At 64.0% G+C, this 10,952-nt stretch carries 12 protein-coding genes; 6 read left to right on the forward strand and 6 right to left on the reverse strand.

The window, feature by feature from the left end; genetic code table 11:
• The coding region (locus ACHWRX_RS02615; RefSeq protein ID WP_394657989.1) for a 5'-3' exonuclease H3TH domain-containing protein at nucleotides 1-842 on the reverse strand (842 nt) is incomplete at its 3' end.
• A 232-nt stretch (nucleotides 843-1,074) separates the two neighbouring features.
• Between ACHWRX_RS02615 and ACHWRX_RS02620 the strand changes: the two genes are divergently transcribed.
• The 6 genes from ACHWRX_RS02620 (at nucleotide 1,075) to ACHWRX_RS02645 (ending at nucleotide 5,221) form a co-directional block, all read left to right on the forward strand.
• The gene (locus ACHWRX_RS02620; protein WP_058737801.1) at nucleotides 1,075-1,374 is read left to right on the forward strand and encodes a hypothetical protein; all 300 of its coding nucleotides are present in this window, start codon (nucleotides 1,075-1,077) and stop codon (nucleotides 1,372-1,374) included.
• Nucleotides 1,375-1,522: 148 nt separating this feature from the next.
• The gene (locus ACHWRX_RS02625; RefSeq protein WP_058737802.1) at nucleotides 1,523-2,050 is read left to right on the forward strand and encodes a molybdenum cofactor guanylyltransferase; all 528 of its coding nucleotides are present in this window, start codon (nucleotides 1,523-1,525) and stop codon (nucleotides 2,048-2,050) included.
• A 418-nt stretch (nucleotides 2,051-2,468) separates the two neighbouring features.
• On the forward strand, nucleotides 2,469-3,176 hold the full coding sequence (locus ACHWRX_RS02630) for a CoA transferase subunit A (RefSeq protein WP_394657990.1): 708 nt from the start codon (nucleotides 2,469-2,471) through the stop codon (nucleotides 3,174-3,176).
• Nucleotides 3,176-3,811: a CoA transferase subunit B gene (locus ACHWRX_RS02635; RefSeq protein WP_288487516.1), complete on the forward strand. Its 636-nt coding sequence runs from the start codon at nucleotides 3,176-3,178 to the stop codon at nucleotides 3,809-3,811. The genes ACHWRX_RS02630 and ACHWRX_RS02635 overlap by 1 nt, the downstream gene beginning before the upstream one ends.
• A 113-nt stretch (nucleotides 3,812-3,924) precedes the next feature.
• Nucleotides 3,925-4,638, forward strand: coding sequence for a hypothetical protein (locus ACHWRX_RS02640; RefSeq protein ID WP_394657991.1), 714 nt, complete (start codon nucleotides 3,925-3,927; stop codon nucleotides 4,636-4,638).
• Between the two features lie 37 nt (nucleotides 4,639-4,675).
• Nucleotides 4,676-5,221, forward strand: a complete 546-nt coding sequence (locus ACHWRX_RS02645; RefSeq protein WP_394657992.1) for a glutathione peroxidase — start codon at nucleotides 4,676-4,678, stop codon at nucleotides 5,219-5,221.
• An 82-nt stretch (nucleotides 5,222-5,303) separates the two neighbouring features.
• Here ACHWRX_RS02645 and ACHWRX_RS02650 read toward each other — a convergent pair whose 3' ends face one another.
• From ACHWRX_RS02650 to ACHWRX_RS02670, 5 genes are all read right to left on the reverse strand, one after another.
• On the reverse strand, nucleotides 5,304-6,152 hold the full coding sequence (locus tag ACHWRX_RS02650) for a sulfurtransferase (protein ID WP_394657993.1): 849 nt from the start codon (nucleotides 6,150-6,152) through the stop codon (nucleotides 5,304-5,306).
• A 21-nt stretch (nucleotides 6,153-6,173) separates the two neighbouring features.
• The gene (gene metK / locus ACHWRX_RS02655; RefSeq protein ID WP_394657994.1) at nucleotides 6,174-7,415 is read right to left on the reverse strand and encodes a methionine adenosyltransferase; all 1,242 of its coding nucleotides are present in this window, start codon (nucleotides 7,413-7,415) and stop codon (nucleotides 6,174-6,176) included.
• 51 nt (nucleotides 7,416-7,466) lie between these two features.
• Nucleotides 7,467-9,122: an apolipoprotein N-acyltransferase gene (gene lnt, locus ACHWRX_RS02660; protein WP_394657995.1), complete on the reverse strand. Its 1,656-nt coding sequence runs from the start codon at nucleotides 9,120-9,122 to the stop codon at nucleotides 7,467-7,469.
• Nucleotides 9,123-9,191: 69 nt separating this feature from the next.
• Nucleotides 9,192-10,256, reverse strand: a complete 1,065-nt coding sequence (locus ACHWRX_RS02665) for a DUF4167 domain-containing protein (RefSeq protein WP_394657996.1) — start codon at nucleotides 10,254-10,256, stop codon at nucleotides 9,192-9,194.
• A gap of 253 nt (nucleotides 10,257-10,509) precedes the next feature.
• A partial coding sequence (locus ACHWRX_RS02670) for a N5-glutamine methyltransferase family protein (protein ID WP_394657997.1) occupies nucleotides 10,510-10,952 on the reverse strand: 443 nt, incomplete at its 5' end.

Genomic DNA, 10,952 nt, shown 5'->3' on the forward strand with positions numbered 1-10,952 from the left:
GGCTCTGGCGGGATGGCGATGAGCCGGAACTCCTCCATCTCGATCGGCAGCGGGCAATCTTCCTTCAGCGTCACCAATTCCTTGGAGAGGCGCGCCATGTCGGCCTGCTCGATCAGCCGTTCCTGCAGCTTGCCCTTCTTCATCGACGGGGCGGCGGCAAGCGCCGCCTCCAGATCGCCGTAGTCCTGGATCAGCTTGCTGGCGGTTTTGGGGCCCACGCCGAATACGCCCGGCACGTTGTCCACCGAATCGCCCATCAGCGCCAATACGTCACCCACCTTTTCGGGCGGCACGCCGAACTTCTCGATCACTTCGGGTACGTCGATGCGCTGGTTCTTCATCGTGTCGAGCATGTCGATACAACCGCCCTCCACACCGTCGTCCCCTTGCCCGCACTTGCCGACCAGCTGCATCAGGTCCTTGTCGGAGGAGACGATCGTCACGTCCCAGCCCCGGCGCGTGGCGGCGCGCGCGTAGCTGGCGATGATGTCATCCGCTTCCACGCCTTCCTCTTCGATGCAGGCCAGGCTGAATGCCCGCGTCGCATCGCGGATCAGCGGGAACTGCGGGACCAGATCTTCGGGCGGCGGCGGGCGATGGGCCTTGTACTGATCGTACAAATCGTTGCGGAAAGAGGTACTTGCCTTGTCCAGAATGACCGCGAGATGCGTCGGCCCATCAGCCTTGTTGAGGTCTTCCGCCAGCTTCCACAGCATCGTCGTATAGCCGTAGACCGCACCCACCGGGGTCCCCTCCGGGTTCGTCAGCGGCGGCAGCCGGTGATAGGCGCGGAAGATATAGGCCGATCCGTCGACCAGATAGAGATGCTGCTTGGATTCCATAAACCGGGTCGTAGCAGCGCCGGTACCACTCAGCCAGAGCGCGGTTCCAGCGCGCGATGCCGAGGCAAATCATCCACAGCCGCGGGCGGCAGGTTGCGACGAGTTGCCGCGGGACAATGCGACCGACGCTTGCATAGATACGGCAAGCCGATTATCGAAGCGGTCGAAGTCTATCCCTGTGGTAGGCTTTTGCACCGCAAGGTCCGGAAAAACAATTCAAGGGTACTAGAAGATGCGCAAGATCGTTCTCGCCGCCGCAGCCGGCATTGGCCTGCTGTCGATGGCCGCTTGCTCGGAAAAGACGCAGGACGCTGCTGAAGTGACCGCCAGCTCGGCCGCTGAAGACCTGTCCGCTTCGGCCAGCGACGCTGCCGACGCTGCCAGCGACGCTGCTGCCTCCGCTTCGGAAGCCGCTGTCGACGCCAAGGGCGCTGCCAAGGACGCCGGTGCCAAGGCTGCTGACGCTGCTGGCGACGCCGCTGCTGCCGCTTCCAGCGCTGCTGCCGACGCTGAGGCCGAACTGAAGAAGTAAGCTTCTTTTCTTCGCCACCGAGAGTAGGAAAAGGCGCGCCGGACCATCCGGGGCGCCTTTTTCTTTGCGTCCGGATATCCGACGCATCGAACCGCGAAACTTCTGCGCGTTTCCTCGCTTTGGATAGGTCCTGATGAGGAGACCTGTGATGATCCTGGGCGTTGTTCTGGCCGGAGGGCTTTCCACTCGCTTCGGCAGCGACAAGGCTTTGGCGGAGGTCGAGGGGCATTCCCTGCTCTCGCTGGCGGTGGATGCCTTGTCCGGATGGTGTGATCATGTCGTCGTGGTCGGCCGTGCGACGGCCCCCGCCCCGACTCTGCCCGATTGGCCGCGCGCCGGCATGGGACCGCTGGGTGGCCTGGCTGCCGCACTGCGACTGGCGCAGGACGAAGGGTACGAGAGCGTGCTCAGTTGCGGGGTGGATTCGGTCGGCCTGCCCGAAGACCTGCTTTCCCGCCTGGCTCCCGCGCCCGCCTGCCTGGCTGCTCAGCCGGTGATAGGATTGTGGCCCGCATCTTCGGCCACAGCGCTTGAGGAGCTGCTCCATGGTCCGGAGCCGCATTCCATGTATCGTTTCGCCGAGATCATCGGCGCGCGCCGGGTGGAGATGGAAACCAACCCCGCCAACGTAAATACGCCCGCCGACCTGGAGCGGCTGTCACCCCCGCCACGCTGAGCGCTTCTTCGCAGGACAAAAAAAAGCCCGATCGAGCGACCGGGCTTTGGAAGTTTTGGGAGAGGATGCCTGAAAGGCAGGGTCGTTTTGCCGCCAACCCAACTTTTGTGCAAGTGCGAAAAGATTATCTCGGGTTGCAAACCTTGCAACTGTGAATTGCGTTTTATCGATATGGTGATCTTGGCCCTCGCGTTTTGGCCATCCTCGCCCGTTCAGCTTTGTAATAGAAACCATCCCGCGATGCGCCGAACGCATAAGAGCACCGCGACACCTGCAGTCTTCGCTGCAATGCAGCGCATTTGCATGACACGAACCCGGCGCGCCGGTAAGCATGCGGCAGGATCGACGAAACCTTTACAGGGCGAACGGGCCTGTTACCTCCGCTGCGCCGTTCGTCCCACAGGAGCGAAGACAGCTGATGAAGAAACTCTACCCCTCGGCAAGCGCCGCCTTGGATGGGCTGCTGCGCGATGGCCTGCTGATCGCCAGCGGCGGCTTCGGTCTTTGCGGCATCCCCGAGCGACTGCTGGATGCGGTGCGCGATAGCGGCGTGAAGGATCTGACGTTCGCCAGCAATAATGCTGGTATCGACAACGAAGGCATCGGCAAGCTGCTGCGCACGCGCCAGGTGAAGAAGATGATCGCCTCTTACGTGGGCGAGAACAAGGAATTCGAGCGCCAGTATCTCGCAGGCGAGCTGGAGGTGGAGTTCTCTCCCCAAGGTACGCTGGCCGAGCGGATGCGCGCGGGCGGTGCGGGCATCCCCGGCTTTTACACAAAAACCGGTGTTGGCACCCTGATCGCCGAGGGCAAGGAAACCAAGGCCTTCGATGGCGAAGACTATGTGCTGGAGCGCGGCATCTTCGCCGATCTTAGCTTGGTGAAAGCCTGGAAGTCCGACGAGAGCGGCAACGTGGTGTTCCGCAAGACCGCGCGCAATTTCAATGTGCCCGCCGCCACCTGCGGCAAGGTCTGCGTGGTCGAGGTGGAGGAAATCGTGCCGACCGGCAGCCTCGATCCCGATGCGATCCACTTGCCCGGCGTCTACGTGCAACGCGTGATCGTGGGCGCGCCTTATGACAAGCGGATCGAATTCACCACGACGCGCGAAAGGGAGACCGTCTGATGAGCTGGACTCGTGACCAGATGGCCGCTCGCGCCGCTCAAGAATTGCAGGATGGGTTCTATGTGAACCTTGGCATCGGCATTCCCACGCTGGTGGCCAATCACGTCCCTGCCGGAATGACCGTGACGCTGCAGTCCGAGAACGGGATGCTGGGCATCGGCCCTTTCCCTTATGCCGATGAGGTTGATGCCGATCTGATCAACGCCGGTAAGCAGACTGTCAGCGAACTGCCGCAAACCGCCTACTTTGATAGCAGCACCAGCTTCGCGATGATCCGCGGCGGCCACATCGACCTGGCGGTTCTGGGCGCGATGGAGATCGCCGAGAATGGGGACATCGCCAACTGGATGATCCCGGGCAAGATGATCAAGGGCATGGGCGGCGCGATGGATCTTGTCGCCGGCGTGAAGAAGATCATCGTCGTCATGGAACACACCGCCAAGAACGGCGATCCCAAGTTCATCCCGGAATGCACCTTGCCGCTGACCGGCCGCAACGTGGTGGACATGATCGTGACCGACTTGTGCGTCTTCGCCCGCCCCGACCACGCCAGCCCGTTCAAGCTGGTCGAACTCGCGCCCGGAGTGACGGCGGAAGATGTCGCGGCGAAGACCACGGCGCACTACCTGGCCTGATCGCTCCCCCAAACCCCACGGTGCCTCGCCCTGCCGCCTTTGCCTTTTCCTTTCGCCACGAAGGGTTAGGCGGCGGGCGAGGACTATTTGCAAGGCGCGAAGGGGACATCGCCATGATCACGAAACGCCTGCTGGGTGCCACCTTGGCGAGTTGTATCGCCGTATGGGCAGCCCCGGCCGCCGCGATACCCGAGATACCCGAACCGATGGTGTTCGATATGGTGCGCGGGCTTGGCGCAAGTGCGGGCGAACTGGAAATCAACGCCCTGGCCACCTCGCCGTTCTCCGGCCAGGATCGCGTGGTCGAATGGGCGCCCGAGATCGAATATGCCGTCGCCGATGGCCTGGCTCTGGAATTCGAATTGCCGTTCGAGAACCGGCGGCTGACCGAGCTGAAGCTTGGTGTGCAAGGCACGCTGGGCACCATGGATGGCGGCCGGATGATCCACGGGCTGCAATACCTCGGCATCTACGATCGGCATGACAAAAGCACGTCCCACGCGCTGCTCTATCTGCTGGGACGCCGCCACAGCGAGCGGTGGAGCACGATGTCGATGATCGGGGTGGGCGATGTGCGGGTCGGCCAGTCCGAAAAGGTGGCCGGGCTGCTGGTCAACCACACGACGTTCTACAACCTCAACGAAAAGCAGATCGCCGCGCTGGAACTGAACTTCAAGTCGGGGCCGGACGGGGGCTTGCTGGCGATGGCCCAATTCCACACCGCGCTGGCGAAAAAGGTCAGCCTGCAACTGGGCACTGGTCTGGACAAGCAACGGGGCGCACGCGCTCGCCCGGTCGGCGGATTGCGATTGATCCGCGAGTTCTAGCACCATAGATATTGCGCCAGACCTGGAGACAGACACGATGGCCGATCTCGCTCAAATCCCGCTCAAGCGCATCGATGGCGCGCCAGACAGTCTGGCGCAGCATCATGGCAAGGTGCTGCTCGTCGTCAACGTCGCGTCCAAATGCGGCCTGACGCCGCAGTACGAAGGGCTGGAAAAGCTCTATCAGACATACAAGGACCGTGGCCTCGAAATCCTGGGCTTCCCGGCGAACGATTTCGGTGCGCAAGAGCCTGGCACCGCGGATGAGATCGTGGAGTTCTGCAAGCTGAGCTACGGCGTCTCGTTTCCGCTATACGAAAAGGCCCCGGTCAGCGGCACGGACAAGCAACCGCTCTACGCCGCGCTGGTTCAGGCCGTGCCCACCAAGCAAGGTGACGTCGCGGGCATGAAAGAGCGTTTCAAGGGCTATGGCATGACGCCGAACGACGATCCCGAAGTGCTGTGGAATTTCGAGAAATTCCTGATCGGCAAGGATGGCTCCGTGGCAGGCCGCTTCGCCCCCGCCATGACGCCGGAGGACCCGGATCTGGTGGCGGCGATCGAGGCCGAACTGGCGAAATAGGTCGGGCTCAAACCGTTTCTCCGTACTCCCGTTCGCATCACTTCACCCGATACGAACGGCACGGCGCAAAGCCGATGACTGGCTATTTCGCGATCGGCCTGGCGGGATCGGCAGTCCACTCGCTCCATGAACCCGGATAAAGCCGCGTACCTTTCAGGCCTGCGATTTCCATGGCCAGCGCGTTGTGGCAAGCGGTGACGCCCGACCCGCATTGCATCACCGTATCGCGCGGCCCCCTGCCGCCCAGCACCGCGCCGAACTCCTGCGCCAGTGCCTCGGCGGGCTTGAACCGGCCCTGTCCGTCCAGATTATCGCGATAGAAGCGATTGCGGGCGCCCGGGATATGGCCTGACGCTGTATCCAGCGGATGGGGTTGACCGGCAAAGCGCTGCGCATCGCGCGCGTCGATCACTTGCAGTTCGCCGCGATCCACGTTCGCCAGGAGATCGCGGATTGTAACCGGAGTGCCGATCAGCGGCTCGCTCACCGCAAAATCGCTTTCGCGCGTCGGTGGCGGCAAGCCGCTTTCCATCGGAAGCCCTGTCGCGATCCAGGCTTGCCGCCCGCCATCCAGCAACGCGACGGGCGCATGGCCCAGCCAGCGCAGCATCCACCACAGCCGCGCGGCATATATGCCGCCGTTGCCGTCGTAAGCGATGACCTGCTGATCAGGCTTCAGACCCCACGTCCGCACACTGGCCGCGAAGGCGGTGCGGGCGGGAAGCGGATGGCGGCCGTTGACGCCGGTAACAGGACCGGAGAGATCGCGTTCCAGATCGACATAGCGCGCACCGGGCAAGTGCGCCGCGCGATACAGCGCCTGCCCCTTGTCAGGATCACCCAGGTCGAATTCGCAATCCAGGATGAGCAAGTCCGCGCCGCTGGATAGCAACGCCTGGACGTCTTCCACCTGGATTATCGTTTCGAACATCGGTCCTCCTGCGAGGGAAATTTACTCCGCCGGCTCCAGCTTGGTCTGTGCAGCCACAGCCGCCTTCAGCGCCTCACCCAGATCGGTGCGCTCCCAAGGGAACAGATCGCCTTCAGGCTGGCGGCCGAAGTGGCCATAGGCGGCGGTCGGGCGGTAGATCGCCTTGTTGAGCCCCAGCCCTACGCGGATGCCGCGCGGAGTCAGCCCACCCAGCTTGTCCGCTGCGACTTGCGTGATCGCCGCTTCCAAGACCTCATCGGGAACGGTGCCGGTGCCATGGGTATCAACATAGAGCGAAAGCGGGCGGGACACGCCGATCGCGTAGGACACCTGGATCGTGCAGCGCGCGGCCAAGCCGGCGGCGACGACGTTCTTGGCCAGATATCGCGTCACGTACGCGGCCGAGCGATCGACCTTGGTCGGGTCCTTGCCCGAGAATGCGCCGCCGCCGTGGGGCGATGCGCCGCCATAGGTATCCACGATGATCTTGCGTCCGGTCAGGCCCGCGTCACCGTCAGGCCCGCCGATCACGAAGCTGCCGGTCGGGTTGATGTGATAGACCGTCTTGTCCGACAGCAGCCCCTCGGGCAGCACTTCGGCCACGACCTTCTTCACGTAGACCTTGAGCTCGGCCTCCTGCTCGCCCTGGTCGTAGCCTTCCTTGTGCTGGGTGGAGACGACGATCGCCTCCGCCGACACCGGACGCCCGTCAACGAAACGCAGCGTGACCTGGCTCTTGGCGTCAGGCTCCAAAAACGGGGCCGCGCCGGAATGACGATCGGCGGCCATGCGATGCAAGATCTTGTGGCTGTAATCCAGCGTGGCGGGCATCAGATCGGGCGTCTCGTCGCAAGCGAAGCCGAACATGATGCCCTGATCGCCCGCGCCCTCATCCTTGTTGCCGCTGGCGTCCACGCCTTGAGCGATGTGGGCGGACTGGGCATGAAGATTGTTCGAGAAATCGAACGTCTGCCAGTGGAAGCCGTCCTGCTCGTACCCGATGTCGCGAACCACGGCGCGGACCGTATCCTCGATCTCCTGCAAGGCACCCTCGGCCCATTCGCCGTTTTCGAACACGCCCTTGCAGCGGATTTCGCCGGCCAGGACGACCTTTTGCGTGGTGGTCAGCGTTTCGCAGGCGATGCGGGCTTCCGGGTCCTTGCTCAGGAACAAGTCCACAATGGCGTCGGAAATCTGGTCCGCCACCTTGTCGGGATGACCCTCGGCAACGCTTTCGGAGGTGAAGACATAGTCGCTACGCATCAGGCACCCGTCTTGAGAAATGGGATATAAAGAATTCTTTATGGGGTGCGATTACGCTTTTCGGCGGCGCGGTGCAACCAGCGATAGGACGATCAGCACCGCCGCCAGGGCCAGCGGCAGGGCATTACCCATGCGGGCAAACAGCGTGGGCCGCTCCGCCGGGGGTATCCTGCCATCCAGCCGCGTCGCCACGTGCGGCGGCGCGAACTGGCGCACGATCCCGTCCGCATCGATCACCGCGCTGATGCCGGTGGTGGTGGAACGCAGAACCGGCAGCCCTTCCTCCAATGCCCGCAGCCGCGCTTGCGCCAGATGCTGGGGCGGCCCCCAGGCCCCGAACCAGCCATCGTTGGAGGGATTGAAGATATAGTCCGGCCGCTCGGTCCGATCGATCACTTCGCCGGAAAAGACGATCTCGTAGCAGATCTGGATGCCGGCCTTGCCCAGCGTGCCGAAGTCCGAAGTGCGAGGTCCGGGGCCCGGCCAGAAATCCAGCGCACCGGGCACCAGCCGCGTCGCGCCCAGCGGTTCCAACAGCCAGCGCAACGCCAGATACTCACCATAGGGCACCAGATGGGCCTTGGAGTAACTGGCCAGAATGCTGCCGTTGCCATCGATCGCCGTGACCGAATTGCGCGCGGCCAGAACCTTGTCATCGCGCATCACCAGATCAACCGCGCCGGTCAACAGCAGGCTGTAGGGCCCGATCACCTGACCCAGACGCTGGCGGGCCAGCGCCGGATCGGCCTCGTACGTCATCTGGCGATAGAAGTATTCCGGGTAGCCATCGCGCAAATAGTCCGCCAGTCCGGACTCCGGCCACAGCACCAGCCGCCGCTGCCCGCGATCGGCCGGCATTGTCAGCCGCGCCATCTTGATGAAGTGCGGTTCGAAATTGCGGGGATCGTCCAGCGTTTCCTGACGCAAGTCGGGCTGGATCAGGGTGTAGCGGATCTCACCCTCCTGCCGGTCGAGATAGCGGGCGGGCAGCAGCATCAGCAGCGAAAGGCCCACCGCCAGCGCCAGCAGCGCCGCGTAGGAAGCGATGCGAGCCGATCCGGTAGACAAGCGCCCCTTCAACACCAGGGTCCGCACCATCGCGCCCAGCAGCACGACCACGCCGGACAGTCCATACGTGCCGATCCAGGGGGAGAGCAACGCCAGCCCCTGCGTGGCGAAACCGCCCAGCAGCGACACGCCCAGCGGGTTCCAGGCAAAGCCGGTGAACACCCAGGCGCGCATCCATTCGGTGACGATCCAGCACGCGGCGAACGCGATGCCGAGCGAAGCACGGGCCTGAGCAGGATCGCGCCGCCAGCCTTTGGCGATCAGCCAGGCCGCCAGCGTGCCCAGGGCGGGGAAGATCGCGAGATAGAGCGAGAGCAGGACCACGGCGATGCCGCCCAGCCAGGCGGGCATCTCGGCCTGATACGTGAAGGCCGTGGCGATCCAGTTGTTGCCGATGGTGAAGTGGGAAAGACCGAACAGCCAGCCCAGGAAGAACGCCTGCCGCCCGCGATGGACGTGGTGCAGCAGTTCGATCAGCCAGGCGATGGCAAAGATGGTCAGCGGCCACCAGCCCAGCGGCTGAAATCCGCAGGCGGCCAATCCCCCGGCCATCAATGCGCCGAAATGCGGGTGCCGCAACACCGCGATCAGCGGCTTGCGCAGCGCAGGTTCGTTAGATGAGGTGTGCGGCGAATCCATGGATCAGGGGATCGCCGATGGGCGCGCGCGGCGCAAGCGATAGTGCCTGCGCCGCGCGTCCCGTGGGTATCAGCCTACCGTTTCGGGCAGCGCACCGGCGGCATCGTCCGCCGGAGGAGCGGCGCGACGGGTACGGCGCTTGGGCTTGGCCGGAGCCTCTTCCGCCACTTCGCCCTGCGGGGTTTCCGCGCGGGGCGCTTCGGCGCGAGAGGTCGTGGAGATCGCAGGCGGCAAGCTGGCGGGATCGAGCCCGGCCGGCTGCGCCGCATTCTCAACGCTCGCGCCGACATTGCCATCGCTGGCGATATCATCGCGACGGGGCTTGCGGGCACGCGGCGCGCGAGCGGGGCGGCCTTCGCGAACGAACGGGTTCTCGTTCGGCTCGTAGACGGTCTGCTCGCTCGACGCATCAGGTGCGGCGGTCGAGGCCTCGGTCATCGCAACCGGAGCTGCCGGGGTGGCCTGGCCCTGGTTCGAACCCTGGCCCTGCGCGTCCTGGCGATCGCGCCGCTCCCCACGCTCCGGACGGTCGTTCCGCTCGAAGCGATCGTTGCGACGGCCACGATCCTGGCGATTGTCGTTGCCGCGGTTGTCGTTGCCATAACCACCGCGCTGGCCACCGGCTTCCGCCTGGGCGCCGCCGTTCGGGTACTGGCCGTTGCCGGTGTTGCCACCGTTCGACTGACCATTGTTGCCGGCCTGGCCGCCTTGCGGCTGACCGCCCTGAGGCTGGCCGTTTCCGCCGGTCACGTTCTGGTTGGACGGCGCATAGTTACCCGCGCGGTCGTACGGCGAATTGTTCTCCGCGTAGTAATCGTCCTCGGCATACTCGTCGCCGAATTCGGCGGGACGGTCGTTGGGACGCTGCTGACGCTGCTCTTCCTGGCGCGCGCGCTGATCGGCGATGACGCGGAAATAGTGATCGGCGAACTGAAGGTTGTATTCCTCCGTCACGCGATCGCCATTGAGGTGCGCATCATGCGCGAGCTTACGGTACTTCTCCAGCATCTGCGGGGCATTGCCACGCGCCCTGCTGTCGATCCGGTTCAGCTGCTGACCGCCTTGCTGCCGGTTGTTACCGCGGCCACGACGGCGATTGTTGTTGTTATTGTTGTTATTTCGATTGTTATTCAAGGACTGCTTTCCTCAAAACCCCGGGCTGTCGGGGACCCTCCCGTGCAGATGCACCGGAAGCTCGCGAAGCCGTCATGTCGCTCCATCACGGTTCGCTATCCGAAACCCGTGATCCCTTCATCTGCGTTGCCGTCGCTTCGCTGCGATCGACCGATTGCAAATGCTGGAGTCGAACCGGGTATGGGAAAACTTCGTCCATTAGCCGGTTCGAACTCTGACCTAGGTGCTGTACTCTCAAATTCCAAGCGAAATCTTACGATATCCCCGTGAATTCGACGACTCGATCGCGGCCACCCAGGTCCTGATGGACTCGAGCGGCCAGCCCTGCTTCCCCACCGATGGCGCTGACTGCGGCGGCTTGCGTCGCGCCGATCTCGATCAAGGCGATGCCTTGGGGATGCAAAAGCGCCGGTAGCTGCGGGATCAGACGGCGATAATCGTCCAGCCCATCCGCCCCGGCAAACAGCGCGCCTGCCGGCTCGTAGGCGCGCACCGATGGCGAAAGCGCGGCCTGCGTCTCCACATAGGGCGGATTGGCCAGGATCAGGTCGAAGCGGCCCAGATCGTCCGCCCAGCCCGCCTCCGTCCAGTCGGCTTGGCGCATCGAGGCGCGTTGGGCGAGGTTCAGATCGGCGGCGTTGCGACCGGCAATGGCAAGGGCTGCCGGACTGCGATCGATCCCGATGCCCTGAGCCT

Source organism: uncultured Novosphingobium sp. (assembly GCF_964277725.1).
Classification (GTDB): domain Bacteria; phylum Pseudomonadota; class Alphaproteobacteria; order Sphingomonadales; family Sphingomonadaceae; genus Novosphingobium; species Novosphingobium fluoreni.

What these genes read in the sequence shown, in the direction of transcription:
- ACHWRX_RS02620 (WP_058737801.1), top strand. Translation starts at nt 1,075, where the DNA reads ATGCGCAAGATCGTTCTCGCCGCCGCAGCCGGCATTGGCCTGCTGTCG.
- ACHWRX_RS02625 (WP_058737802.1), top strand. Translation starts at nt 1,523, where the DNA reads ATGATCCTGGGCGTTGTTCTGGCCGGAGGGCTTTCCACTCGCTTCGGC.
- ACHWRX_RS02630 (WP_394657990.1), top strand. Translation starts at nt 2,469, where the DNA reads ATGAAGAAACTCTACCCCTCGGCAAGCGCCGCCTTGGATGGGCTGCTG.
- ACHWRX_RS02635 (WP_288487516.1), top strand. Translation starts at nt 3,176, where the DNA reads ATGAGCTGGACTCGTGACCAGATGGCCGCTCGCGCCGCTCAAGAATTG.
- ACHWRX_RS02640 (WP_394657991.1), top strand. Translation starts at nt 3,925, where the DNA reads ATGATCACGAAACGCCTGCTGGGTGCCACCTTGGCGAGTTGTATCGCC.
- ACHWRX_RS02645 (WP_394657992.1), top strand. Translation starts at nt 4,676, where the DNA reads ATGGCCGATCTCGCTCAAATCCCGCTCAAGCGCATCGATGGCGCGCCA.
- ACHWRX_RS02650 (WP_394657993.1), bottom strand. Translation starts at nt 6,152, where the DNA reads ATGTTCGAAACGATAATCCAGGTGGAAGACGTCCAGGCGTTGCTATCC.
- metK (WP_394657994.1), bottom strand. Translation starts at nt 7,415, where the DNA reads ATGCGTAGCGACTATGTCTTCACCTCCGAAAGCGTTGCCGAGGGTCAT.
- lnt (WP_394657995.1), bottom strand. Translation starts at nt 9,122, where the DNA reads ATGGATTCGCCGCACACCTCATCTAACGAACCTGCGCTGCGCAAGCCG.